This is a genomic window from Acinetobacter terrae, from assembly GCF_013004375.1.
GTDB lineage: Bacteria > Pseudomonadota > Gammaproteobacteria > Pseudomonadales > Moraxellaceae > Acinetobacter > Acinetobacter terrae.
On record NZ_JABERI010000025.1, the window covers coordinates 119,617 to 146,517 of the forward strand.

General features: G+C 41.1%; 25 protein-coding genes and 1 other RNA gene. 13 read left to right on the plus strand and 13 right to left on the minus strand.

The features are described from left to right. Positions 1-129: 129 nt before the first annotated feature. The 5 genes from HLH14_RS10915 to HLH14_RS10935 all read right to left on the minus strand — a co-directional run bounded on the left by HLH14_RS10915 (position 130) and on the right by HLH14_RS10935 (position 5,629). On the minus strand, positions 130-1,362 hold the full coding sequence (locus tag HLH14_RS10915; RefSeq protein ID WP_067724079.1) for an FAD-dependent monooxygenase: 1,233 nt from the start codon (positions 1,360-1,362) through the stop codon (positions 130-132). Beyond that, on the minus strand, positions 1,359-2,567 hold the full coding sequence (gene ubiH, locus HLH14_RS10920; RefSeq protein WP_171533078.1) for a 2-octaprenyl-6-methoxyphenyl hydroxylase: 1,209 nt from the start codon (positions 2,565-2,567) through the stop codon (positions 1,359-1,361). The genes HLH14_RS10915 and ubiH overlap by 4 nt, the downstream gene beginning before the upstream one ends. 333 nt (positions 2,568-2,900) lie before the next feature. After that, positions 2,901-3,137: a DUF378 domain-containing protein gene (locus HLH14_RS10925; protein ID WP_067724077.1), complete on the minus strand. Its 237-nt coding sequence runs from the start codon at positions 3,135-3,137 to the stop codon at positions 2,901-2,903. A gap of 451 nt (positions 3,138-3,588) precedes the next feature. Beyond that, positions 3,589-4,920, minus strand: a complete 1,332-nt coding sequence (gene pepP, locus HLH14_RS10930; RefSeq protein WP_171255178.1) for a Xaa-Pro aminopeptidase — start codon at positions 4,918-4,920, stop codon at positions 3,589-3,591. 79 nt (positions 4,921-4,999) lie between these two features. Continuing rightward, complete coding sequence (locus HLH14_RS10935; RefSeq protein WP_067724075.1) at positions 5,000-5,629, minus strand: UPF0149 family protein; 630 nt, start codon at positions 5,627-5,629, stop codon at positions 5,000-5,002. 64 nt (positions 5,630-5,693) lie between these two features. Between HLH14_RS10935 and HLH14_RS10940 the strand changes: the two genes are divergently transcribed. From HLH14_RS10940 to HLH14_RS10955, 4 genes are all read left to right on the plus strand, one after another. Beyond that, positions 5,694-6,245: a hypothetical protein gene (locus tag HLH14_RS10940; protein WP_067724074.1), complete on the plus strand. Its 552-nt coding sequence runs from the start codon at positions 5,694-5,696 to the stop codon at positions 6,243-6,245. 2 nt (positions 6,246-6,247) lie between these two features. Continuing rightward, a complete protein-coding gene (locus HLH14_RS10945; protein ID WP_067724073.1) occupies positions 6,248-6,532 on the plus strand; it encodes a cell division protein ZapA in 285 nt (94 codons plus the stop codon). A gap of 100 nt (positions 6,533-6,632) precedes the next feature. Continuing rightward, a non-coding RNA gene (gene ssrS, locus HLH14_RS10950) (6S RNA) lies at positions 6,633-6,816 on the plus strand. Between the two features lie 433 nt (positions 6,817-7,249). After that, positions 7,250-7,426 (plus strand): hypothetical protein, encoded by a 177-nt coding sequence (locus HLH14_RS10955; RefSeq protein ID WP_155859807.1) that lies wholly within the window; start codon positions 7,250-7,252, stop codon positions 7,424-7,426. Between the two features lie 123 nt (positions 7,427-7,549). On the opposite strand, the gene HLH14_RS10960 is transcribed toward HLH14_RS10955, so the two are convergent. Together HLH14_RS10960 and HLH14_RS10965 are read right to left on the minus strand one after the other, a co-directional pair. Next, on the minus strand, positions 7,550-7,828 hold the full coding sequence (locus HLH14_RS10960) for a hypothetical protein (protein ID WP_067724072.1): 279 nt from the start codon (positions 7,826-7,828) through the stop codon (positions 7,550-7,552). A 139-nt stretch (positions 7,829-7,967) separates the two neighbouring features. After that, the gene (locus HLH14_RS10965) at positions 7,968-11,018 is read right to left on the minus strand and encodes a heavy metal translocating P-type ATPase (RefSeq protein WP_228139731.1); all 3,051 of its coding nucleotides are present in this window, start codon (positions 11,016-11,018) and stop codon (positions 7,968-7,970) included. Positions 11,019-11,101: 83 nt separating this feature from the next. Here HLH14_RS10965 and HLH14_RS10970 point away from each other — a divergent pair, with 83 nt between their 5' ends. The 3 genes from HLH14_RS10970 to lon all read left to right on the plus strand — a co-directional run bounded on the left by HLH14_RS10970 (position 11,102) and on the right by lon (position 14,691). Next, the gene (locus HLH14_RS10970) at positions 11,102-11,482 is read left to right on the plus strand and encodes a MerR family transcriptional regulator (protein ID WP_067724071.1); all 381 of its coding nucleotides are present in this window, start codon (positions 11,102-11,104) and stop codon (positions 11,480-11,482) included. A gap of 48 nt (positions 11,483-11,530) precedes the next feature. Next, positions 11,531-12,118 (plus strand): 5-formyltetrahydrofolate cyclo-ligase, encoded by a 588-nt coding sequence (locus tag HLH14_RS10975; RefSeq protein WP_067724070.1) that lies wholly within the window; start codon positions 11,531-11,533, stop codon positions 12,116-12,118. A gap of 146 nt (positions 12,119-12,264) precedes the next feature. Next, on the plus strand, positions 12,265-14,691 hold the full coding sequence (gene lon, locus HLH14_RS10980; RefSeq protein WP_067724069.1) for an endopeptidase La: 2,427 nt from the start codon (positions 12,265-12,267) through the stop codon (positions 14,689-14,691). Positions 14,692-14,954: 263 nt separating this feature from the next. On the opposite strand, the gene HLH14_RS10985 is transcribed toward lon, so the two are convergent. Then, positions 14,955-15,914 carry a M28 family peptidase gene (locus HLH14_RS10985; protein WP_067724068.1) on the minus strand — a complete coding sequence of 320 codons (960 nt, stop codon included), beginning with the start codon at positions 15,912-15,914 and terminating at the stop codon, positions 14,955-14,957. Positions 15,915-16,070: 156 nt separating this feature from the next. On the opposite strand from HLH14_RS10985, the gene rlmH reads away from it, so the two are divergent. From rlmH to HLH14_RS11000, 3 genes are all read left to right on the plus strand, one after another. Further along, positions 16,071-16,553 (plus strand): 23S rRNA (pseudouridine(1915)-N(3))-methyltransferase RlmH, encoded by a 483-nt coding sequence (rlmH, locus tag HLH14_RS10990; RefSeq protein ID WP_067724067.1) that lies wholly within the window; start codon positions 16,071-16,073, stop codon positions 16,551-16,553. A gap of 215 nt (positions 16,554-16,768) precedes the next feature. Continuing rightward, positions 16,769-17,545, plus strand: coding sequence for a dioxygenase family protein (locus HLH14_RS10995; protein WP_067724066.1), 777 nt, complete (start codon positions 16,769-16,771; stop codon positions 17,543-17,545). A 139-nt stretch (positions 17,546-17,684) separates the two neighbouring features. Then, positions 17,685-18,452 carry a DUF4377 domain-containing protein gene (locus tag HLH14_RS11000; protein ID WP_067724065.1) on the plus strand — a complete coding sequence of 256 codons (768 nt, stop codon included), beginning with the start codon at positions 17,685-17,687 and terminating at the stop codon, positions 18,450-18,452. A 72-nt stretch (positions 18,453-18,524) separates the two neighbouring features. On the opposite strand, the gene gdhA is transcribed toward HLH14_RS11000, so the two are convergent. Next, positions 18,525-19,871, minus strand: coding sequence for an NADP-specific glutamate dehydrogenase (gdhA, locus tag HLH14_RS11005; RefSeq protein ID WP_228139729.1), 1,347 nt, complete (start codon positions 19,869-19,871; stop codon positions 18,525-18,527). Positions 19,872-20,216: 345 nt separating this feature from the next. On the opposite strand from gdhA, the gene HLH14_RS11010 reads away from it, so the two are divergent. Together HLH14_RS11010 and nth are read left to right on the plus strand one after the other, a co-directional pair. Beyond that, positions 20,217-21,011: an RnfABCDGE type electron transport complex subunit B gene (locus tag HLH14_RS11010; RefSeq protein WP_067724064.1), complete on the plus strand. Its 795-nt coding sequence runs from the start codon at positions 20,217-20,219 to the stop codon at positions 21,009-21,011. A 3-nt stretch (positions 21,012-21,014) separates the two neighbouring features. Beyond that, complete coding sequence (gene nth, locus HLH14_RS11015; protein WP_067724063.1) at positions 21,015-21,710, plus strand: endonuclease III; 696 nt, start codon at positions 21,015-21,017, stop codon at positions 21,708-21,710. A 2-nt stretch (positions 21,711-21,712) separates the two neighbouring features. On the opposite strand, the gene HLH14_RS11020 is transcribed toward nth, so the two are convergent. From HLH14_RS11020 to HLH14_RS11035, 4 genes are all read right to left on the minus strand, one after another. Further along, positions 21,713-21,895, minus strand: a complete 183-nt coding sequence (locus HLH14_RS11020) for a hypothetical protein (RefSeq protein WP_067724062.1) — start codon at positions 21,893-21,895, stop codon at positions 21,713-21,715. 96 nt (positions 21,896-21,991) lie between these two features. Next, positions 21,992-22,651 carry an adenylate kinase gene (adk, locus tag HLH14_RS11025; RefSeq protein WP_067724061.1) on the minus strand — a complete coding sequence of 220 codons (660 nt, stop codon included), beginning with the start codon at positions 22,649-22,651 and terminating at the stop codon, positions 21,992-21,994. Between the two features lie 82 nt (positions 22,652-22,733). After that, complete coding sequence (locus tag HLH14_RS11030) at positions 22,734-24,050, minus strand: DUF445 domain-containing protein (protein WP_067724060.1); 1,317 nt, start codon at positions 24,048-24,050, stop codon at positions 22,734-22,736. A gap of 63 nt (positions 24,051-24,113) precedes the next feature. Beyond that, a complete protein-coding gene (locus HLH14_RS11035; protein ID WP_067724203.1) occupies positions 24,114-24,632 on the minus strand; it encodes a hypothetical protein in 519 nt (172 codons plus the stop codon). A 235-nt stretch (positions 24,633-24,867) separates the two neighbouring features. Between HLH14_RS11035 and mrdA the strand changes: the two genes are divergently transcribed. Next, positions 24,868-26,898 (plus strand): penicillin-binding protein 2, encoded by a 2,031-nt coding sequence (mrdA, locus tag HLH14_RS11040; protein WP_067724059.1) that lies wholly within the window; start codon positions 24,868-24,870, stop codon positions 26,896-26,898. Positions 26,899-26,901: the final 3 nt, after the last annotated feature.

Here is a 26,901-nt window from a genome sequence, read left to right on the forward strand (position 1 = left end):
TTTTGAATTAGGAAGAAATTTAGCAATCTCTGATCGTTTCGCATAGAGTTAAATGCAAAAAAAACGTATCTTTTTTAATCAAAAAAGTAAACTTATATGAATATTTGTACAAAAATCAGCTTTTCAGTCTCAAACTGCATAACAAGTGTCTTTTAAGACCTGTAATCCGTTGGCTTGAGACATAAAGGCATCTTTTAAGGCTGCGTGTTGCTCCACTTGTTTTAAGCCGAAATTTCGCGCCCAGACTACAGGGAAAAGTTGTGTGGTTTCCATCCAGCCAATCGCAGACATGCTATGCATCATGGCATCATTCTGTCCTTTGCGATGGTGTTCATAGCGCAGTAAAGTTTGTTCATGTGCCCATACGCCACGCTTTTTGTCATGCAATAATGCATCACATAAAATGGCAGCATCTAAACAGCCAATATTTACCCCTTGCCCAGCAAGCGGATGAATTACATGTGCAGCATCGCCAATCAGGGCTAAGCCCGCTTTCACATATTGCTGTGCAGCACGTGCTTTAAGCGGGAATTGTGCCCGTGGTGTAGCTTCTAATACCTCACCTAGCATGTGATGACTCTCACGCGTTAAAAGTGCAGTAAAAGCGGTATCATCAAGAGCTGCATATTGTTCTGCATAATCGTCAGGCAATGTCCAGACAATCGATTGCCAATAGCCGTCTTGTTCCGGCTTTAAACTGGCCATGGGTAAAAATGCCAATGGTCCGGTTTCAAGGAAAATCTGACGTGCCACATGCTGATGCGGCTGTGCAGTTCGAATGGCGCAAGTCAAACCTGCCTGCTTGTAATCAAGGATATCCAGATCAATAAAGGCTTGTTCCCGAACAAATGAGTTTGCGCCATCGGCACCAATCACCAGTTTGGTTTTAAGCGCTGTACCATCCGCCAAGTGAATGTGCCAAACGCCGACACCTTGTTCTACGCGTATGACTTTGACTTGAGTGCGGTAATCTTGCAGCTGTTGCAGCATTTTTTGCTGAATGGCTAAATTCAAAACACTCGGCTCAACCATCGAACCTAACGTATGTTCAGCACTGGGTGTGTTTTGGCTAGATTGTCCAAAATTAATTTCACCGTAACCATTTTTATTCCACACCTGCATGCCGCTATAGGGCATCTGACGGGCAAGATTTTCCCAGACATTCACCGTTTTAAGCAAATGAATGGTGGCTTGGCTCAGTGCCAAAACACGCGGATTTGCAACAGAAAGAACTTTTTGTTCATCTAAAATAGGTGCAGCATCGAGTACAGTCGCCTGAACACCACCTTGCGCAAGCAGCAATGCGGTTAAACCACCCACCAAGCCACCGCCAATAACAACAACATCTAGAACATCACTCATGCTTTTAGCCCCATTGCGTAATTTGCCACCAATGGCTTCCCGCCCGGAATCATGTCAAAAGCAAGTAATCCAGTATTACGGATCAGTTTGAGCACAGGGTTTTGGTTACTAAAGCCACGTACCACAGTGTCACAGAACTTGATCACACGTTGTTGATCGGTTAATCGTGCCTGCTCGTAAGCAAGCAACATGCTTGGTTCACCAATATCTTCAGATTTAGATAATTGCTCTGTCAGAGTACGAACCAGCACATAAGCATCACGCATACACAGGTTAAAGCCCTGCCCGGCAACGGGGTGAATGGTATGTGCAGCATTACCCATCAATACCACACGCCCGACTGCCTGTTTTTCGGCAAGGACTTGGGACAATGGGAAACTAAAACGGCGACCGGTTTTTTGGAACTTGCCTGCTCGGTCACCGTAAGTTTCTTGTAAGGCATCCAGGAAATGTTGATCGTTTTCTTCACCGAGCCATTCATACTCTGTCCCTTTTTTCACAGGCCAAACTACTGAACGACGATATTCACCCGGTAAAGGTAAAAGTGCCAAAGGCCCAAGCGGACTAAAACGTTCAAAACCGACGTGATGATGTGGCTTCGATGTTTGTACTGTGGTCACAATCGCGACTTGATCATAATCATGTTCATCTGCCCCAATGCCTAAAGCTTTACGGCAGAATGAATCACGACCATCGGCAGCGATCACCAGTTTGGATTTTAAAGATAAGATTTCTTCACCGCGTACAGCTTCAATATGGGCTTGATCAGCATCTTGCGTGAGTGAAGTGACTTGTACACCATCAATCAATTCAATCAGCGGCTGTTTTCTAACTTCCGTTAGAAGTACACGACCGAGCCAGGCATTTTCAATGACTTGACCAAAGCTTTCGACTTTTTCTTGTTCAGCTTTTAGTCGAGCCTTACCAAAGCTGCCTTGCTCTGTAATATGGACTTCAAGAATTGGCGTTGCGTGTTCTTGCAACGCATTCCACAAACCGAGTTCTTGATAGATTTGAACACTGCGACGTGATAACGCACTATTTCGCGCATCAAAACTGGAGTGATATGGGGCAAGATTGGCATCATCATAATTTGGGTATTTGATGGCTTCGAGCAGTTTGACTGCAATATTTGCTTTGGCTAACATCAAAGCGAGGCTTAGCCCCACCATACCACCACCAACAATGATGACTTCTTGCTGCATGTTTTGATCCTTTCTATGCGATATCTAAAACGTCTAGATATTTATAATCTTGATTGATTTTATATTAGCTCAAAAATTTTCATTTTTATAATGAATTAGAGCTTGGCTTATAAATGATATGAAAGTTCGGGTAAATTTCGATTCTACAACTTTCTATTGATGAAAAACTTTCAACAAGAATACATATGAACTGCAATGTCTCATCATAAAAAAACGGAGCTTAAGCTCCGTTTTTTATAAGATCAATGAGGTCAGCAAAATAAGCCGATAATATAAATTACGGAAAAATCGGCTTAATGAGGATTGAAGTTGATGTATTCCGATCGTTGTCTGTTAACGCACAATTCTTGTCTGAGGCTCATGATGTACTGATTTACTTAATTTAGTTCCTGTATAGATCAAATAAAGTGCAGACAAACCAACCAAGACATAAACAATTCGAGATAGAGTGCTCATTTCACCAAAGATTGCAGCGACCAAATTGAAGTCAAACGCACCAATTAAGCCCCAGTTGATGCCACCAATAATGGTTAAAGCATAAGCAATCCAGTCTAGAGTATTTAATCTCATAATTTTTCTCCCGCTCTTCTTTAAGTTTATTTGAGGATCAGAGAAAGTATGAGAAGAAAAGCAGGTTTAATATGTTGCTTTGATGCTAAAAACCGATTTTCTATGTTGAATTAGTGTGATGTTATAGAATTTAAATTTTAACTTGGTTAGTTTTATTTGAGTTATTCGCGATCAACGTAAATTAAATCACCTCTCGTCTTCAATGAGTATCAATTCGAGTTGCATTAAATATTTGCAATTCTTCCTTAATCTCGTCGCAGAAGAATTAAAACGTCTCAAATGACCATATCTATTAGGAAAATCGTTATGACGAGTAACACGTGCATCCTATCCATTCACTGCATGAATTAGGTTGATTTCTAATGAAACATCTAAAAGCCTTGCCCCAAGGATATTACATCTTTAATAAAAAAGCCGGTCATCTGACCGGCTTTTAATACTAAAAAATCGCTTAGGCTACTTTCGCTTTCGCCATCAACGCTTCAATATCTTCTACTGTTTTGACAACATCTTTGGTGAGTACCAGTGGGCCGTTTTCAGTGGCTACCACATCATCTTCAATACGGATACCAATACCACGCCATTTCGCATCTACAGTTTCATCATCTGGTGCAATGTACAGACCTGGCTCAACGGTGACAACCATACCTTCTTCATAGGCGCGCCATTCACCATCAATTTTATATGAACCAACATCATGCACGTCCATACCCAACCAGTGACCAGTGCCATGCATATAGAACTGACGGAAAGATTCAGTACGGATAATTTCTTCAATGTCGCCTTTCATTAAGCCAAGCTCAACCAGACCTTCAACCATAATACGAACAGCAACATGATGCGGTTCCTTGTATGAATTGCCGATACGTACAGCATCAATCGCTGCAAGTTGAGCTTTTAAAATAAGTTCATATAACGCTTTTTGTTCAGGACTAAATTTGCCATTGACTGGAAAAGTACGGGTGATATCCGATGCATACAATTGATATTCACATGCTGCATCAATCAGGACTAAATCCCCATCGTTTAGCGCTTTGTCATTTTCCACATAATGCAGAATGCAGGCATTTGCTCCGCCACCAACAATGCTGTTATAGGCAGGCACACAACCATTTTTACCGAAGATATAATTGATTTCTGCTTCAAGTGCATATTCCATCATGCCCGGACGCACAGTTTGCATGGCACGGGTATGGGCTTCGCTACTGATGTTCGATGCAAGTTGCATCAACTTAATTTCTTTTTCGGATTTGTGCAAACGCATTTCATCTAAAATACGATCCAGCTGAATCACATTTGCAGGTGCAGAGGTACCTCGACGTGATTCACCATTTGCTTCAGCAATCCACTTTGCCACACGCGCATCAAAATCAGCGTGCTGACCAATACGATAGAACAATTTCTGTTTATCGAGCAATTTCTCGATAATTTCTTCATCTAACAGATCGATCGCGTAAGCTTCATCTGCCTCATAATCATCTACTGCACCATCTACACCGGCACGGTAACCGTTCCATATTTCCATTTCACGGTTACGCTCGCGGCAAAACAAGCTATAGGTATAACCTTCATCAATCGACTCAAACGTCTCAATGACAGCCACTGCTTCAGGTTCAGCAAATCCCGTCAGGTAGAAAAAGCTGCTGTCCGCACGAAATTTATAATCTGCATCACGGTTACGCATAGCCACCGGACTGGTGGCAATAATCGCAATACTGTGCGGACCCATTTCTTCTGCCAGGCGGTCGCGACGTTCCTGAAAATCTGCTTGAGTCAGTTTCATCATTAAGTTTACTTTTGTCTTTTATGAGTGGAGGTTATAACTTTTTAAATAGCCTGTTGTTGAACCAGAATCGCCCGAATTAGCTCGGACGATGTGGTGTAAACATTTCTACAACACTGCTTGCATCTGGTGAAGATGTATTTTTCAATTGAGGTTGAAGTTTTTTCAGCAATGGGGTTTCTGCAATTTCTACTTTCTTGCGTCCCAATGACAGGCTAACAGGAATCAAGCGCACAAATTCATACAGTTCCTGATAGCTTGCTTCGCCCTCTTCATCATCGTCAGATTCTTCAAACTCGACTGCTGCAACATCTTGAAGATGTTCAATCCATTCGACTTCATCTGGACGGATATGACCTGAAGCCAAACCGAAACCAAGTACAACCCCGGCACACCAATCTGCCAATGCTTGTACACGATCCGCAAGAACGTGTTCGTCATCGGGAAGCAGTGGTAAATAGTCCAGTTCATCGTCTGATAAAGCATGAGAAATATCTTCTGCTTCATCTGCGAGCAAATTCAGCACTTGTTCATCCAATGCCGGAATTTCAAGGGTTGCTAAAATTTGTTGCCATTCATCGCTGGTGGGTGCCTGAGTAACACAAACAATACCCGTAAGTAATCCATGTAACTCACTTGGGCTTGAAATCTCTTCAATTTTTGAAAAATTGTGGTGCCATTCCGACCAACCTGAAATATCGTCTTGCATTCGTTTATCCAATCTCTATACTTCGTATATATTACCTTTGTTTGCAATACTGTGCGACTACCATATGTTAGAAGAATTACAGCGTCTACAGGCGCATATTGGCGTTTTAAAAACGCGACTTACGCATTATGAAAGTGAAAATAGTGCACTCACCGCGGCAAAAGAAAATTCTGCCGAGCATCATCATGCCCAAATTGTGCAAAAGAACGGCATCATCACCAAGAAACAAGAAGAAATAGATGATCTTAGCGAGCAATTAAGCGATGCACGCTCCCAGTTCAAGCAATTGAACACGGATGCGACTTCTTTGGCTGATCGTTATAGTCGTTTGGAAAAAAGTTGTACCGATCTTAAAAATCGTTTTCAGGAAATTCTGGCTGAACGTAATGAATTACGTGTCATTAAAGAAAAAATGCAAAATGAACAGCGTCTTGCTCAACAGGAAATTCAAGCTTTGCAGCAGGAACGAGAAAGATTGTTACAAAAAAATGAGCATGCCAAGGCCAAGGTTGAAGCGATTATTCAGCGCTTGTCTATTTTAGGGACTGCTCAAGATCAGCACGCGCAAGAAATTCAACAACTTGCTCACCCAACAGAAGCCAATGAGGACATTTAAGCATGAGTGAACAAATTGCTGTTGAATTGCGTGTATTGGGACATAATTTTCGTTTAGCCACCACCGAAACTGAAAAAGCTGATTTGGAACGTGCAGCTGAATTATTAAATGAAAAATATGATGATTTCCGTCGTAAAGCCCCACGTCTAGAGCCGACTAAACTGATTATTATGGTCGCTTTGGAGCTGATGCAAGAAGTACTGGCAATGAATAAATCATTACAAGAGTATGCTCACTGCGAACGCTTACTCGCGACCATTTTAGAAGATGTGGATGATTTGGCTTAATTTTTGTTAAAATTGGGTAAAGTATCGGCAGTTGAAATCTAAGTTTACAGTTCCTGCACACGGATGATTTGCCAATACGTGATTATTGGTTATACTTACTGCATCTCTGAGATGTTCGCCAGCGAGTCAGATTCCCCTGAGCCGATATCTACACCCCCGGATGCGTTCTGTATATTTAGAGTGTATGCCTGCCTTCGAGTAGGAAACCCAGCAAGTATACGCCGCGTCCACCTTGAACTTCAGGGTTCAAGGGTAATGACATGCAGCGGCATCTTCGGAGTGTTTATTTAATTTAAAAATAATAACTTAAAAAAATACAGCTAAATTCAAAGCCATCTATCTTTATTCTTAATTAGCACATTCAAAATAAATCATTCCCTAATTTTCTAAATGCTCTTTATTTCACTCACTTTATTGGGATATTTTTAAATTTTTTATGATTTTTTGCCTTTAAAAACCATTTCATGATTTAAGCTCAAAAGATTACTGTACAGATTGGGTATCGAGAAAATATAAAATAATTATGCTGAATTTTCACATAATGAGGTAGATCACTTACCTGCAGACTAATAATAAAAAATCTTGAAATATAAATAAGATATAAAATTTTTAATCGTACATATTCCTACATAGCTCGCTCCAATCTATCTCATTGTAACTAGATTAATGTGTCACTCTTACCAAGTCGAATCTTCGGCAATTAAACAGAGAATAACTATGTTTGTTAACAATACAGCACCTACTAAAAAAGCTTCTTTTAATCAATTTTCAAATAAAGTTAATGAAACTGCTCAGCATTCTAATACCAATGAACAGTCTCCTAAGCCTGCTCAAGAAGAGCAAACAAAGCCTAAAGACCAGCCAGATCAAAAAGAACAATCAGAGAAAAAATAGCCAACTGCGAAATAATTTAATTTCTGAATCAAAAAAACCCACTTGATGTGGGTTTTTATCATGCATTTGAAACAATATAATTGAGTTAAATTAAGTCAAATCATTAACATTAAAAGATATTTTTTAAGCAATAATATTTAATCTTGCAACGACCCAATTTAGAAATAATTTTTTATTGTTGAAATCTGGAGCTGCCACAGCATCCATTAATATCCATGATTTATTAAAATTAAGTGTAAATTTAAATGGTTTATAAGATTCAAAATCACCAATGTTATGATCATTAAGTTCGAAGAAAAAATCTTTCAACTTATCAAATTGGTTATTCATCTTATAATCAGGAGTTACTTTTAAAAAATTATAAATTTGTTCTATCGCTACCAGTGAATTTGTATTGGGCATTTTAACCTTTGAGTATTTTTTGAGCCTGCAGTATGGCACATATCTAATCAAAAGCTTGAACTTTCAACACAATAGATGAAAAATACCCAAGATTTTCATCTTGGGTACGCTATATAAATAAATGCCTAGCTTTTCAGTCCTATTCAGACTTTTGCAAACGTAAGGCATTAAGCACGACTGACAAAGAACTGAGTGACATCGCTACAGCTGCAAGCATCGGTGTCAATAACAGACCAGTTAACGGATAAAAAATTCCCGCAGCCACTGGCACGCCTAACCCATTATAGACAAAAGAAAATGCCAAGTTCTGCTTCATGTTTTTCACGCCCAGTTTCGCCATATGAATGGCATCAGCCACACCGCGAATATCCCCTTTAACCAAGGTGACTTGGGCTGTTTGCTTGGCAATATCGGTACCATTCCCCATTGCAATCCCGACATTGGCTTGTGCAAGCGCAGGTGCGTCGTTAATACCGTCGCCTGCCATTGCCACAACTTTCCCTTGAGCCTGATATTTTTTCACAATGTCTAATTTTTCGGTTGGTGTACAGTTGCCATAAACATGCTGAATCCCCAGTTCTGCAGCGATTAGTTTTGCATTTTGTTCATGATCACCTGTCGCCATGACTACTTCTATGCCATCGGAAATCAGTTGATCAATCACTTGATGCGCATTGTGTTTAATCGCGTCATGAATCGAGATATAGGCCAAAACTTCTTGCTCATTGGCCAAGAAACTAATTACGTTGCCTTTAGAGCGTTGCTGATCAAGTTGTGCTTGAATAGTTTCATTTAACTTTAAGCCCAGTTGATCGATCAGTTTTTGGCTACCCACATACAATATTTGATTTTCAATCTGCCCTTTCACCCCAAAGCCGGTGACATCTTCAAAATCATTGACCTTAATCAGTTGATTATTCGGAACAAGCTTTGTCAAAGTTTGTGCAATTGGATGGGTTGAATATTGTTCAATCGATGCAATCCATTGTTCCACCTGAGCTTGCTGAACATGCTCTGAAAGCAATTTAATCTCTTTCAAGCTCGGTTTACCTTCGGTCAAAGTTCCGGTTTTATCGATAATTAAGGTAGTGACTTTGCTTAAGGCTTCAATCGCTTCAGCATCCTTAAACAACACCCCTTTTTGTGCCGCACGACCTGTCGTTGCCATGACCGACATTGGCGTTGCCAGACCTAAAGCACATGGACAAGCAATAATCAGTACAGCCACGGCGCACATGAGTGCCAAATCAAACTGTGCTTCGCCAAACACCATCCAGGCAATAAAGGTCAACACACTAATTGCAAGGACGATCATGACAAAATACTTGGCAAATACATCAGCCAAACGTTGCAACGGCGCTTTTGAACGCTGTGCTTCTGCTACGGTTTGAATCATTTTCGCTAAAGTGGTATTTGCACCCACTGCTGTGGTTTGAATGCGAATACTACCCTGCTGATTCACTGTGCCACCAATCACCCGATCATCGACTTCTTTTTTAACGGGTACAGGTTCACCCGTCATCATCGCTTCATCGACATAGGTTTTACCTTCCACCACAACACCATCCAGTGGAATTTGATCACCTGAAGAAATCTGCAGGATATCGCCCTGTTTTACCATACCAATATCCACTTCAACCACCCGATCATGCTGTACCAGTTTTGCAGTATGCGGTTGCAGTTTCAGCAGTGATTTTAACGCATCTGCGGTTTTGGCACGCGCTTTTAACTCCATGATTTGCCCAAGCAAACTCAAGGACACAATCATACAAGCCGCTTCATAATACACGGCAACACCATGACCTGTTTTTGCCTGCATAGGAATCAGGGATGGAAAAACGGTTGCGATTACACTGTAAATAAAGGCTGCCAGCACCCCGACACCAATTAAACTCCACATGTTCAGGTTGCGGGTTTTATAAGAGATCCAGCAACGCTCGATAAAAGGTTTCCCTGCCCAAAGGATGACGGGAATAGAAAGCACCAGTTCAATCCACGGCTGAATATGCTGTGGAATAAAGGCATGAATATGCGAACCCATGGCCATTACAAATACAATTAAAGTAAGCGGCAACGTCATCCAGAAACGATGACTAAAATCGACCAGTTCAGGGTTCGGTGCATCATTTAAAGTCGGTTGCATCGGCTCTAAAGCCATACCACAGATCGGACAGGTACCTGGTCCCTTCTGCACAATTTCAGGATCCATGGGACAGGTATAATCCATATCCGCTGCACCCTCAGGTATAGGTCGCTGATCAACAGGAATCAAATAAAATTCAGGATCGGCTTTAAATTTTTCCAGGCAGGATGGATTACAGAAATAGTAAGTTTCGCCCTGATAATCTGTTTTTAAATCGGTTGAAGTATCTACCGACATGCCACACACAGGGTCAATTTCCGAACTATGTGATGATGAAGGGTGAGTTCCGCCACAACAGCTGGATTTCTTTTCTTCAACTGCCGCTTTTGCTGTTGAAGCACAACAGGATGATGCTTTCTGACTTATTTGTAGATATTGTTCAGGCTGCTGATTAAATTTATTCAGGCAACTCTCAGAACAGAAATAATAGTCCTGTGATTTAAACTGCGCATGAAATTTAGAGTCTGTTTTAACCTGCATGCCACAGACTGGATCTGTGAGCGTTTGTGTATTTTCATACACATTTTTTTGATCTGCTCCATCACAACACGATTTTTTTTCATCTGCTTTGGATTTAGATGCACAACCGCAGCCCGAAGTTTTCGCAGCTTCTTTTTCTAAATACTGCTCAGGATTTGCCTGAAATTTATTTAAACAGCCCTGACCGCAAAAGTAATAAGTTTGCCCCAAATAGTCAGTATGCGGCTTTGATAAATCTGTCACTGTCATGCCGCAGACGGGATCGATATATTGCTGCTGTTGTGCTTTTTGACTACCACAACATGAAGATGATGGCGCTGCCACTTTGGCTTTACTTGCACAGCCACAACCTGAAGTTGATTTATTTTCTTTAGCCAGATATTTTTCAGGATTACTAACAAAACTCAGTTTGCAGCTATCGCAACAGAATAAATATTTCTTCCCCTGATATTCAAAATAATGCGCTGTATTTTCAGATACATTCATCCCACATACTGGATCAACTTTAACCCATTCAAGTGCTGAATCCTGTTTTTTACAGCAAGGAGATTTTTGTTGCTCATTCATCAGACTCACCTGTTTTATTCTTCAATTGTGCTAGCATAAAGTCTGTACCTAGGTACAGAGTCAAGTCATATTGAGGATGTTTTATGCTCACCATAGGAAAACTTGCCAAACAGTGTCATGTAAATGTCGAAACCATTCGCTATTATCAACGCATCGGTTTAATGCGGGTGCCTGAAACCATGCAGAGTTATCGTTATTACAATGACAAAGACATTGAAACTTTAAGCTTTATTCAAAAAGGTAAAGATGCAGGACTACAACTCAGTGAAATACAGGAATTACTGCAACTTCAACTGAATGATCGGGAACAAGTTCGGCATGTCATTGAACAACGATTAGAAAAAATCGATCAAAGAATTCAGGAATTACAAGCGCTAAAGACCCGTTTAAGCAGTTGGGTGGATGAATGCAAAACCACAAATGAAAGCGGTTGTCCGATTTTGAAAGAACTCAAAAACAGGTAAACTCTATTTTCGATGAATATTTTTGTATTTTTTGGGAACAAATAAGTAATGTCAGCGGATTTAAAAATTTTACGTAAACAACTTCGCCATCAACGTAGAGCCGTTTCCAGCTTTAAACAAAAACAATCTCAACAAAAAATACTCCAGCAACTCATCCGTCTAAAATCTTTTCAGCATGCAAAAAAAATTGGCGTTTATCTGCATGCCTTTGGTGAAATTCAGACCAGACAAATCATTGAATATTGTTTTAAACAGCATAAAGATGTTTATCTGCCGATGATTTGCACTATGAATAAGCAATTGCACTGGGTCAAAATCACACAACAACAATACCGAAACAATCGATTTTCATATCATCCCCTTGGCATGAAAGAACCGGTGGCTGGTCGTGGCTTACATGTATCTAAACTCGACCTGTTAATCATCCCTTTACTCGCATGTGACATTTATGGCACACGTATAGGCATGGGTGGCGGCTTCTACGACAGAACCTTGGCCAGTGCAGGAAAAACCCCTTTTCGTTTAGGGATTGCCCATGACTTTCAGCTCATTCAACAACGCTTAACCCGGGAAACCTGGGATCAACCGCTGGATGCTTTAATTACACCCTCAAAATATTTACATTTCAAACGCTAAACTGGTATTTTTGACCACTAGGAACACTTTAAAATCACACATTTACTCATTTTTTATACATTTTCATTGCCCCTACCCTTGTAATTTTTGAAATACACTTCACTATAAAAATATGGCAACACCGTTGTTACTCATTAGGAGTGCCCATGTCTGAAATTATTATGAATCAAGAAACCTTAGCTACACAGGTTCCAAGCGTATTACCGCTTTTAGCGCTACGAGATGTGGTGGTTTATCCTCACATGCAAATTGCGTTATTTGTAGGTCGTGAAAAATCGATCAAAGCAGTTGACGTGGCTCGTAACAGTGACAATCTCGTATTTGTAGTTGCACAACAAGATTCTCTTACAGAAGAAATTGATCACGACAACTTATATCAATACGGTACTGTCGCGAAGATCGTACAAGTTGTGAATCATGAAAATGATGAAAACTGTATAAAAGTACTCATTGAGGGTTTGCAGCGTTCTAAACTGGTAAAAATCATCGACAACGATGAATATTTATCAGCCGAACATGCGATTAGCCCGATGACAGTTAATGTTGAAGCTGCATCTCAAGAAACACGTGTGCAAGAACTGCGCGCTTTATTTGCACAATATGCAGAAGCAAAATTACGTAATGCACGTGAATTGATTACTGCTGCAAATAAAATCGATGATTTATTGCAACTGTTGTTCTTCGTGGCCACTCGTGTCCCGTTGAACATCGATGTAAAACAAAAGTTCCTGGAACACGATGACTTTGAAGCACATTTGACTGAGCTCATGACTTATTTGTTACAACAGTCTGAAGAACAACAGATTGAACAAACCTTGCATGACTCGGTAAAACGCCAAATGGAGAAAAACCAGCGCGAATATTTCCTGAATGAAAAAATGAAGGTAATTCAGCGTGAACTTTCCGACATGAACGGCGGTGCTGAAGATGATGTTGCTGAAATTGAACGTCGTCTTGAAGAAGCTGATTTACCTGAACACGTGCGTAAAAAAGCGGAATCTGAATTCCGTAAGTTAAAAGCAATGCAACCTGCTTCAAGTGAAGCTGCTGTGGTGCGCAATTATATCGAAGCGATTTTAGATACGCCTTGGAATAAAGCCAGCAAAGTCAGCATTAACCTGAACAAAGCACAAGAGATCTTGGATGCTGACCACTATGGTCTAGATGAAGTTAAACAACGTATTGTTGAATACCTGGCTGTTCAATCACGCGTTAAAAAACTTAAAGGTCCAATTCTTTGCCTGGTTGGTCCTCCAGGGGTAGGTAAAACTTCACTGGGTGAATCGATTGCCAAAGCCACAGGTCGTGAATTTGTGCGTATGGCTTTAGGTGGCGTGCGTGACGAAGCGGAAATCCGGGGTCACCGTCGTACCTATATCGGTGCGATGCCAGGTAAAATTGTACAGTCTTTGACAAAAGTAGGCGTAAAGAACCCTCTGTTCTTGCTCGACGAAATTGACAAGATGGCACAAGACTACCGTGGCGACCCTGCTTCTGCCTTGCTTGAAGTGCTTGATCCATCACAAAACAGCAAGTTTAACGATCACTATTTAGATCTTGATCTTGACCTTTCTGAAGTGATGTTCATCTGTACTGCAAATAGCATGAATATTCCTGAAGCTTTGCTTGACCGTATGGAAGTGATTCGTCTACCGGGTTATACCGAAGAGGAAAAAGTCAATATTGCTGAACGTTACCTGGTTCCGAAAGCCATTAAGGACAACGGTTTACGTGCTAAAGAATTGACCATTCATGAAGAAGCGATTCGTGACATCGTGCGTCGCTATACTCGTGAAGCGGGTGTACGTAGCCTTGAACGTGAAGTGTCAAAAATTGCGCGTAAAGTCGTGAAAGAAGCTGTAAGCAAAAAAGCCAAGAACTTGCATATCGATGTGACTGCTGAAAACCTGTCTGATTACCTGGGCGTACACAAGTTCGACTTCGGTATGGCAGAGGAAGAAGCTCAAGTGGGTCGTGTAAATGGCTTGGCGTGGACATCAGTCGGTGGTGAATTGCTTTCCATTGAAGTTGCAGCCGTAAAAGGTAAAGGTAAATTCATTACCACCGGTTCACTCGGTGATGTCATGAAAGAATCCATTACCGCTGCAATGACTGTGGTTCGTACCCGTGCAGATGCACTCGGTATTGAGGCTTCAAGATTTGAAGAAACCGATGTCCATGTGCATTTACCTGAAGGTGCAACCCCGAAAGATGGTCCATCTGCAGGTTTGGCATTAACCACTGCATTGATTTCTGCCTTCACTGGCATTCCAGTTCGCGCTGATATCGCCATGACGGGTGAAACCAACCTGAGTGGTCGTGCAATGCGTATTGGTGGCTTAAAAGAGAAACTTTTAGCTGCACATCGCGGTGGCATTAAAATGGTGTTTATCCCTCAAGAAAACGTCCGTGACTTGGTGGAAATTCCAGATAACGTGAAAGCAGGTCTTGAAATTAAAGCAGTGAAAAGTATCGATGAGATCTTGCCATTTGCCTTAATCGAAACACCGAAACCTTTGCCAAAAAATCCGATTGTAAAACCGGTTGAAGAAAGCAAAGCTGCACGTCATTAATCGTATTTAGATACAAAAAAGAGAGCTTCGGCTCTCTTTTTTTATGATGAAAAGTTTTACTATATTAATAAAGCATACGCTTGAAAAATGTACATCCGACCCTCATTTATTATTATAGAGACACAGATGCGCTGTAAGTTTCTGATTAACAAGTTATGTGAATGGTCATCTACATCTCCACAAGTTATGTGAATGGTCATCTACATCTCCAGGTGGATGACCTTTTGATCGCAGTCCCAGTATCCATTCAGGGGCTGCGTTTTTTATTGTTCAGATTGAACCATTAAACTATAAGCCAGCCCGTCTACCACATTGGCCATTTTTCCAATATTCAGTGTTTTCAAACTATCACCATGAGTGTGGTAATGCTTGTTTCGAAAAGAAGCGGTATCGGTAATCATCATTGCGGGAATCCCGAATTTCCAATAATTCACATGATCAGAAAATTCCATTGCTGATACAAAAGACGGTGCAGCCACTCTCTGACACTCTAAACGATTAAGTGTCTGCATCGATTCACAGTAATTCGTCCCCAACTCATAAGACTGTAGATTACTCACTGCCGCAATAAAATTACCATGCCTTGGATAAACCCACTTCAAACCCACCGGATATTGCTGTACAAGATTTTCATCATAGTAGCCAATCATCTCTAAAATATAGACACCTTGAATTTGATCCTTTTGTGCCTGTACTGATTTGGCATGAACATAACTTCCCATCTGCTCGGTTTTAAAAAATGGCGGTTCTTGCAAGGTATAAAATACAAATTCGACATTATTTGCGAGCTGCGATTTTTGCTGCGCCAAAATACGTGCCGTTTCAATCACCCCTGCAACACCGGAAGCATTGTCATCTGCGCCCTGTTGCTCCCCAAACACATCATAATGCGCACCGACAATCACTTTGTCAGCATGACCGGCCGTTAACGTGCACACGACATTTCGATAACCCAAACCATTCACCGAATAATTTTGATACTGGCATGGAACACCAAACAAACGCATTTGTTCTTTAATCCATGCAGAAACGCGTTGTAATTCTGCTGTATTTTTATAATGACGATGTCCCTGCTCGCCTATAATTTGCTCCATATAGACCTTTAAATTATCGGTACTGGCTGGTGTTACGCTAGGCAATGCCCATGTCGAAGTCGTAAAAAAAAGAGTGCCAAGAAAAGTGCTCAACCATAAGCTTAAATTTAGATCATTTTTCAATCTCATTTAATTATCTATTCCTCTTTTATTATTTGTGTTTAATCCCTTGTTGAAGATTAAAGCAGCATCTCGCACGACTTTTCAATTTCAATTTGTTGCTCAAAATAAGTAAAACCAGTTTTAGTGTTTATAATAAAGATGACTTTCAAATCATCGAATCTTATGAAAATCCGTATTATTACCATCGGTCAAAAAATGCCAGCCTGGGTACTCACTGGTTTTGAAGATTACTTCAAACGTATTCAACCTTTTGTGCAAACTCAGATTATTGAATTACCCATGGCAAAACGCGGGAAAAATGATTCGGAAGCAGATATTTTAAAATATCGCCAGATTGAAGGTGACAGCATTCTGAATGCACTGAAGCACAATGAAACCCTGATTGCACTTGAAGTCGGTGGCAAAGAGTTCAGTACTGAAAAGCTGGCTGAAACTATGAAAGGATGGATGCTTGAAGGCAATGATGTGGTTTTAGCGATTGGTGGTCCAGACGGTCACTCTGAAGCGGTGCGTAAAGCCGCTGCATGGCACTGGTCACTGTCCAAGCTGACCTTGCCACACCCGATGGTTCGAGTGATGCTGATCGAGCAGCTATACCGTGCAATGAGTATTAACAATAATCATCCTTACCATCGTGCAGGTTAAATCAACAGATGGAATGATTCATTTTAGTTTTTTAGAAAGCTGAAATAGCGTAATTGTTAACTTTTTGTCTTGATGAGAAAATCATATAGCTCATTTTCTCATCGTTGCATTTATGCAACAACATGTTGAAATAAACTCTATTTATTCCATATCTTGTTTTTGGCATTATAACCATCACAACCCCAGTCGATATTATTTGAATTAGGCGCATCGTCATGAATTTACAAACTTTACCCGGTTTATTTATTTCACATGGATCACCCATGCTTGCGCTTAATCCAGAGCAAGTTGGGCCGGCTTTAGAGCGCTTGAGTTTAAACTTACCTAAACCAGAAGCGATTATTGTGATGTCGGCACACTGGGAAAGTAATGCGCTAGAAGTCAGTAGCAGTGTACGTCCTGAAACCTGGCATGACTTTCGTGGCTTTCCCGCTGAACTTTATGAAATGCGCTACCCTGCGCCAGGTCAGCCAGAACTCGCTGAAGAAATTTTACATCTATTAGCAGATGCAGGCTTGGCTGCGCATGCCAATAGCACCCGCCCTCGTGATCATGGGGTATGGATGCCATTGCTGCATATGTATCCTGAGGCAGATATCCCAGTGGTTGAAATTTCATTGCCAATGAACATGTCTGCTGAAGATATTTATAAAATTGGTCAAACACTGGCTCCACTTCGTGAAAAACAGGTGTTGATTATTGGTTCGGGTAGCATTACCCATAACTTGGCTGAGTTGGCTTGGCGGGGTGAACCGGCCGATGTACCCGAATGGGCATCGACTTTCCGTAATTATGTGGTCAACAAACTGAACCATGACGATTATGAGGCAGTACTGGATTGGCAAACTATTCCCTATGTGCAACGCAATCATCCGACCTTAGAACACTTTGCACCACTCTTTTTTGCAATGGGAACAGGTCATCGATTTAGCATTGTGCATAGTAGTTTCAGTATGGGTTCACTCGGTATGGATATCTATCGTTTTGATTAATTCATAAATTTTTATTAATAAACAACAAAAATTTAGTTATGGATACATTTTGATACTTAACTCATCAGAATGTATCCATATTTTTTGAATAACAATACGATATCCTCATAAAAATTCTTCAAAACCAAGTACTTTTAACATGAAACTTAAATTTTTAGCGATTGCCCTTTTCCCTCTCACGCTCGCAGCTTGTCAATCTGGTGATATTCAAAAAGTTGGAGATGTTGCCGTGTCAGTACTGCAACAACAAAATGCAGATAAGACCTTGGCTTCTTATCAATGGAGCACCACTACAGGGAGTGCACCTAAGCCTCTCATACTAAATTTTGATGACAAAGGTCGTCTTGGTATTTCCACCAGCTGTAATGGCATGGGAAGCAGCTGGAAAGTGGAAAATAATCAGATTGTAACGGGGCATTTAATGGCCACCCAAATGGCTTGTCCAGCAGCATCCATGCAACAGGAAAGCGTAGCATCAGATTTGTTTAGTAACCGCAAAGCACCTTTCGTTTTAGATTTAAAAGATCCGCAAAATCCAACTTTAACGGTCATTTCCGCGACAGGTCAAAAATACGTTTTTACTGGAAAAATGACACCTGAAACAAAATATAACGCTCAGGCTGAAATCATTTTTCTGGAAATTTCACCTGAAACTAAACCCTGTACCGGCGTAGCCCCGCAAACCTGTCTACAAGTCCGTGAACTCAAATACAATGACAGTGGCGTAAAAACCCAGGTCGATAAAGACTGGACTTTATTTTACGACCAGATTGAAGGTTTTGAGCATAATCCTGCGGAGCGCCAAGTGATTCGCGTGAAGCGTTATGAAATTAAAAATCCTGCAGCCGATCAGTCTAAATATGCGTATGTGCATGATATGACCGTAGAACGTGCAACTGTAAAATAATTCTGCTTATTTCAGATATAAAAAAACCGATGCCTAAGCATCGGTTTTTTTCATATTCAAGACAATATATTCTTAGAATACGCCTTGAGCCAACATCGCATCGGCAACTTTTACGAAGCCAGCAATGTTTGCACCATCAACATAGTTTACAGAACCATCTTCTTTAGTACCGTATTTAACGCAGTTACGGTGAATTTCTTTCATGATTGCATGTAGACGTTCGTCAACTTCTTCGAAAGTCCAACCCAAACGAATCGCGTTTTGAGACATTTCAAGGCCAGAAGTTGCAACACCACCAGCATTCGATGCTTTACCTGGCGCATAAAGAATTTTTGCTTCGATGAATTTTTCAACAGCCTCTAAAGTAGATGGCATGTTTGCACCTTCAGCAACAGAGATCACGCCGTTTGCAATCAATTGAGCTGCATCATCAGCATCCAACTCGTTTTGAGTTGCACATGGAAGCGCGATATCACATTTGATTGACCAAGGACGCTTGCCTTCAAGATACTCAAAACCGTGTTTAGACGCGAATTCTGAAATACGACCACGTTTAACGTTTTTAAGTTCCATCACTTCTGCAAGTAATTCGTCAGTGAAACCATCTTTAACGTATACAGTGCCCGCAGAGTCAGAAAGTGAAACCACTTTCGCACCCAAATACATTGCTTTTTCAGCAGCATATTGTGCAACGTTACCAGAACCTGAAATCGTTACCACTTTATCTTTGAAGCAGTCGCCACGAGTTTTCAGCATTTCCTCAGCGAAATAAACTGTACCGTAACCTGTTGCTTCTGGACGAGCCAATGAACCACCGAAAGTCAGACCTTTACCTGTGAATACGCAAGCAGTGTCATTACTCAATTTCTTCATCATGCCGGCCATGTAGCCAACTTCACGACCGCCCACACCGATATCACCGGCAGGAATGTCAGTATTTGAACCTAAGTAACGATAAAGCTCGATCATCAATGCCTGGCAGAAACGCATGATTTCACCTTCAGACTTACCTTTAGGGTCGAAATCTGAACCACCTTTACCACCACCCATCGGGAGTGTAGTCAAAGCATTTTTAAAGGTTTGTTCAAAACCTAAGAATTTAAGAATTGATAGGTTCACAGATGGGTGGAAACGCATCCCCCCCTTGAATGGACCGATTGCTGAATTATATTGTACACGGAATGCACGGTTAACATGTGTTTGACCTTTGTCATCAACCCAAGAAACACGGAATTGAATCGCACGTTCTGGCTCAACCAAGCGTTCAAGTAGACCATGATCAGCATACTCTGGGTTCTTTTCAATGAACGGCCAAAGGCTAGTCATTACTTCTTCTACAGCTTGTAGAAATTCAGGTTGATGTGCATCACGTGATTTAACGTAATCTAGGAAGTCGTTAAGGCTGTTATATTTCAACACTTAATCCTCAGCAGAAAGATGGATCAAAATTGGTCAAATTTTCAAAAAATGATAATTTTTGGCGCAAAATATTAAATAGCTTTTGTAACAATAGCACAATACTTTTTTTTAAAAAAACTTAAATAATATTTAATAACATATATTTATTTTAATTATAACCATTTTTTATCTTACCACTAAAGCGGTGCTGTCTTACTGTTTTTGTTATCTTTTCGCTCGATAATAATGCGCTTATGGCGCCATTTTCGCGCATAAGATTAAAGGCTGAAATCATGCTAAAATCATCCAACTCGTTTTAATCTTCTTTCGGTATGCTGCTATTTCTTCAGCAGTCGTGGTTTATACATGAATTCGCAACTTGCTCTCATCCAAAATATTGATGCCCTCCTTCCTCAAACCCAATGTGGCTTATGTGGTCATCGGGATGGATGTTTACCGTATGCAAAAGCAATCATTGAGGGTGAAGAAGCCAATAAATGTGTCCCAGGCGGTCAACCTGTTGCTGATGCCCTAGCTAATTTACTCGGTCGTGCGCAACTGAAAGCCGAGGAAAGTGTTTGGCCGATTCAAAGTGATGGTCGTCCGCAACGCATGAAAGCCATTATTCGTGAAGATGAATGTATTGGTTGTACCAAATGTATTAGTGCCTGCCCTGTGGATGCCATTATCGGCTCGGGTAAACTCATGCACACCATTTTGACTGACCTCTGTACAGGCTGCGAACTTTGTATTCCACCTTGCCCTGTCGACTGTATTGATTTGATTGCAGATCATCACCCAGTACCCGATGAAACCATGCGGATTGCGGAACAAAATGATTTGCGAAATCGCTATTACTCACATATTCAACGTGAGGAAAAACGACGCGTAAACCGTAAAGGCCCGGTGGTACGTGACAATATTGATACTGCATTATTTGCTCAATTTTCAGCACAAAATGACAGTGTCCCAGATATTGTGATTACCCAAACTGAAGCTAAACCAGCAGTCCATTTAGATGCCAAATCTACCATCGAACTTGCAAAAATTCGTACACAAATCAAGAAATTAGAAAAACAACTCAGTGTTCGTGATGATGCAAAAAAACGTCTGCAACTAGATGAACTCAATCAACAACTCAATGCTTTGCAAGGAGCATAAAGAATGCCTGTAAAGAATATGACTAAAAAACAAATTCAGGTATTTTTTGAGCGATTGCGTAAGCAAAGGCCCCACCCAAAAACCGAACTTAATTACTCTAGTCCTTTTGAACTTTTAGTTGCCGTTACCCTTTCTGCGCAAGCAACCGATGTCAGCGTCAATAAAGCCACGGACAAATTGTTTCCTGTTGCCAATACACCTGAAGCCATTTATGCACTCGGCGTGGATGGCCTGAAGGAATATATTAAAACCATTGGCCTATATAATGCTAAAGCCGAAAATGTCATCAAGGCTTGTAAAATACTAATAGAGAAGCATAACAGCGTCGTACCAAACAACCGTGCCGATCTGGAAGCACTACCCGGTGTTGGGCGTAAAACAGCGAATGTGGTGCTGAATACCGCCTTTGGTCATCCGACTATGGCGGTTGATACCCATATTTTCCGCGTAGGTAACCGAACTGGTCTGGCGGTTGGAAAAAATGTGTTAGAGGTTGAACATCGACTGGTTAAAGTCATTCCTAAAGAATTTATCATTGACTCGCACCACTGGCTGATTTTACATGGTCGTTATTGTTGTATTGCCCGTAAGCCGAAATGTCATGAATGCGTGGTCTCGGATGTCTGTCAGTGGCCAGACCGTTTTGAATTTGGCGCAGCAAAAAGTATTCCGGTGAAAATGATTGAAGATAAAATCTAAATTCAGTGTTTATCTTTATTTTTCTGTTGCAATTTAGGATGTAGCTGACGCTCAGGTTGGCTATTTTTCTTTTCTGCCGCTTCTTGTTTTTCCACGCGACGCAAGAATTTGAAACTTTGAACCATTAAAGCCAATACCCCAATACCCAAAAAAATCATCAATACAATTAAGCCAATTTTTAGCAAGGGATCATCCTCAAAATAGCGTACAAATTAAAAGAGCCCTAATATGACTTAGGACTCTTTTAATGTCAAAACATTCACCGCACTAGGGCAGGTGAATTATTTTGATTGATCTAAAATCGCGAACAAATCGGTTTGAACTTCTTCAATCGGACGAAGACCATTCAATTTGTTATAAGTCGGTGCATTTTCGCCAGAAGCTGCACGACCTTGATAGAAACCGACCAATTGTTCAGTTTCAGTATGATATGAACCCAAACGTTTACGAATCGTTTCTTCCTGGTCATCTGGACGCTGAACTAAATCTTCGCCAGTTTCGTCATCTTTACCTTCCACTTTAGGTGGATTGTAAACAACATGATAAACACGGCCAGAAGCTGCGTGCTGACGACGACCTGAAAGACGTTGAACAATTTCTTCATCAGGCACATCAATTTCGATTACGTGATCGATATTAATGCCTTCACTCTCTAAAGCTTCTGCTTGAGGAATTGTGCGTGGGAAACCATCAAAAATGCAACCGTTTACACAATCAGGTTGAGCAATACGTTCTTTAACAAGACCGATGATGAGCTCGTCAGATACGAGACCACCGCTTTCCATCACGCTTTTAGCTTTAAGACCTAATTCTGTTCCTTCACGAATTGCAGCACGGAGCATATCACCGGTTGAAATTTGTGGGACATTGTAGCGCTTACAGATCAACTGAGCCTGTGTACCTTTACCTGCTCCAGGTGGTCCGAGTAATATAATGCGCATAAAAAAACATCCTCATTTAACAATGTATATGACGCCTTGTTCATATCGAATCTGTTGATTCAACATGCAGTCCAGCATCTAATTATAAGAAAGCCACAAACAAATGGATTGTACCCGCTATAAATCCAGTTACACCACCGAGGAGAATCAAAATCCATTCATCTTCCTGAAAAGCAGGACGTAATAAATTCTGAAACTCTCTTGGGGTCAGCTCTAGAATACGGTCTCTAAACATTTGATAGATTTTCTGTGCACGGCTCGCATTAAAAGCAGGGTCGCATACAGGCACCATCGTAATTTCAATCGAGCGATCGATCAAGTCCGTCTTGAGTTTTGCGTACTCTTTTGGCCCTAATGAGAGCTGTAAAGACGTTCTAACCAGGGGTGTTTCCATAATTTCATTAATATGGCGTTTAACGATACGGCGAGTTTTGTTTTTCTTCCCGCCATACATCATCTCGGTCATGATCGATTTTAACGTAATTAAGTCTTCTGTGACTACTCGAGCAAAAACTTCTGACACTTCTTCCTGGCGTTTCATAAACGCGCCCTGAATATTGTAGGTGCCAATACGTGGAATCACAGGTTTTACCCAAGGAAACTTACGATTTTTAGTTAATTCAAAGAATTGCGGATAACGAACATAATGCGGTTCAAGCGGATTAAACACCATCCAGATCGCAATCCAGTTGGTCAGAAAGCCCCAAATCGCAGCCCAAAATGGTACAGTCCAGTGCCAGGGTACAACAAACCAGACAATCATTTGGAATACACCAAAGAACATCCCGATTAATGCACTAATATGCCAAATAAAATTGATTTCTTTCTGACCAACCTTGAGAAACATATTGACCATTAAACGGCGATCACCTTCCATTTGGCGAACCACCATTTCACGCATATCCACAAGTGACTCGACGTTCATGGTCAGTTCGGTCACAAGTTCTCTTAAGATTCCTGGCAACTGTTTCTGTGCCTGAGCATAAATACGGCGCTTGATCGAATAAGGCAAGTTTTCCCAAAGCACCGCATTCCGTTCAATCATCATCTCATCAATGATATGTTCAAGTTCAAAACCAACCTGTTCACCAATAATGCGCGCCATATCCTCAGGATCCATCGCATCCAGGAATTCGTGCAATGACCCCAATTTTGATAGCGTGTTATCGGTAATAATCCCTGAAATACGGCCGGCTTTACGTGGCACAATGCCCTGCCAACCAACCGGTAATGAACCTAAATGGAATCCCCAAAATGTAATGGGATAAAAGACCATTTTAAGCGCCATCCACACATGTGCCCAAGTGACAAAAGCAGTTACAGGAATAATGCTAAGTACTGCCCAGAAATCTGGGCGTTTCAAGAAGGTTTGCCACAATTCGTTGACGTACTCAAGCATGCATAATATCCATTTTAATTTTTAATCACCAAATACTAAATCGTATAAAACTGAACATTTTCACTATAAACCGATACTTAGAGTATAGGAGAATTGTATTCTCGGCTCTATTTCAACCACAACATTGCCATTTCTATCTTTTAACTCTTCACCAGCACCAATACCGATACTAAAACTACTAATCCGTTCATTGCTTAGCAAAACATAGGCCAGATCTACACCTGCACCCAATCTTTCTTCATATTCATTGTCTACGCGTTTACTTTCAATATGCCCAGCATAAACCCCGACATAATAACCATTTTTATCCTTACCAGTGAGATGGTAAGGATAACGAAAGCCCAACTGCGCCCCTGGATTATTATCATCATTAAGAAACACCCCAGCTTTTGCATAGGCGATTCCATAAGGATTAACCCATTCGGCATTCACATGCACTAATTTGTGGGTAAAACCGGCTCCTACATTCCATGTTTTTGCACTTTCGGGTGTTAATTTCGCTTCAGGTAAATATGGATTGTCTTGTGCATGAGCTACATTTGCTAGCGCAAAAAATGCCAGCAAAGAATACGCCTTTGTGATTATTTTCATCGTTGTCCCTAATTTTATTTTTTAATACAGTCCTTTTTTTCAATTTTGACTTTAGCAGAATTATCAGAACTCTTATATACTGCACTCTACAATTTTAATGTCTGTAAAGTCAAAGTTTAAGCGAAACAAACCCAACGTTTCGCCTGAACAAATATCAAAAAATGATGACATGCGTTAGAATACCACACCGGTTTTTCCCACTCTCCTGTATGTAAGTCGATCGCGTATGAAGCAGCACTTTCCTTTAAAAAATGTCCAACAAGAAAAGCGCATTTATCGCAATCGAGTGTTTATATCGGTCGGGATTGTTGTATTCTTTCTTTTATTACTGGTTACCCGTTATGCATATTTGCAAATTGCAAATTACGATGAGTTTTCAACTGCCTCAGATCAGAACCGAATTCGACTGCAACCCTTAGCGCCTGCACGTGGTTATATCTATGACCGTAATGGCGTTTTACTTGCAGACAATTATCCGGTGTTTTCAGCGACCATTTCACGTGCTGATGTTAAAGATATTGATGATACGGTTAAACGTTTAATCCCAATTTTAGCGTTAACTGAAGAAGATATAGACCGCTTTAGCAGCCGAATTAAAACCTCAAAAAAAACCGAACGCGTTGCACTTAAATTAAATTTAACTGAAACCGATATCGCCAAATTTAGTGAAGTGAAGTTTCAGTTCCCTGGGGTCAATATAGAAACTCAAATGACCCGCTATTACCCACATGGTGAATTGTTTGCGCATGTCATTGGTTATGTCGGTCGAATTAATGACAAAGAATTAAAATCGATTGATAAAGATTTATATGCAGGCACCAACCTCATTGGGAAAATTGGGGTTGAAAAATCCTATGAAGACCTTTTACACGGTGTACCCGGCAATGAATCTGTTGAAGCCGATGCACACGGTAATGTGCTGCGTAATTTAGGCCGTAAAGATCCTGTTCGAGGCAATGACTTATACCTGTCGATTGACTATGGCTTACAAGTTATTGCGACAGAACAGCTTGCTGGACGCCGTGGTGCAATTGTTGCACTGAATCCCAAAACCGGGGAAATTTTAGCGCTGGTTTCAAGTCCAAGTTTCAATCCGAATCTGTTTGTGACCGGGATTAGCAATACCGACTATAGTGCGCTACGGGACAATCTTGACCAACCGCTTTACAACCGTGCAGTTCAGGGGGCTTATCCTCCGGGCTCAACCATTAAACCGATGTTTGGTTTAGGTGGCATTCATTATGGTTATGTCGACTGGGCGACTGCTATCTCTGACCCTGGCTATTTCACCTTGCCGGGTGACAGCCACCGTTTCCGTGACCATAAAAAATCCGGCCATGGTGCTGTAAATATGCATAAAGCCCAAGTGGTATCTTGTGATACTTACTTTTATGTCCTGTCTTACCGTATGGGCATTGAGAAAATGAATGCCTGGATGCGCCAATTTGGTTTCAGTGAAAAAACTGGCGTGGATTTACCGAGTGAAAGTACCGGTTTATATCCAAATCCGGACTGGAAAATGCGCACCCGTAAAAGCAAATGGATGAAAGGTGAAACCATTTCGGTGAGTATTGGCCAAGGTGCCTTTACTGCAACGCCCTTACAACTGGCGATGGCCACCGCGATTACGGCAAATCAAGGCTCGCATATTACTCCCCACGTATTGCGTGAAAGTCACGGTGCCAAGCCTTATAAAGTGCATAATGCACCCGATGGAAAAATTCAGTTTAACGGTCAGCCTGAAGACTGGATCAAAATGCGCGATGCCATGGTGGATGTGATTCAAACGGGTACTGGTCGCGGTATTCGTACCCCAATGTATCAAATTGCAGGAAAAACAGGTACAGCGCAGGTTAAAAGTATTGCTCAAGGTAAAAAGTATAACGAAGCATTATTAACCGAGCGTCAACTTGACCACGGTTTATTTGTCGGTTTTGCTCCTGCTGAAAATCCTGAAATTGCCGTTGCAGTAGTTTGGGAAAATGGTAAACACGGTGGTTCAGCAGCACAATTGGCTCGTCCTATGTTTGATTATTGGCTGCTCAAACGTAAAAAAGACCCAATCCGTCCAGCCGATCATCAAATTAGTGGCGGCTTAATGACTGCAGGCATTAAACCGGGTGAATTGCCAAGTGGTATCACTCCAGTGACAGCTGATGCTAACGCGACCAATCCACCTCAATCAGCACAGCCTGCAACTCAAACTGTACCAGGTACAGCACCATCAACAAGCTCACAACCAGTAGAGAATGACTGATCT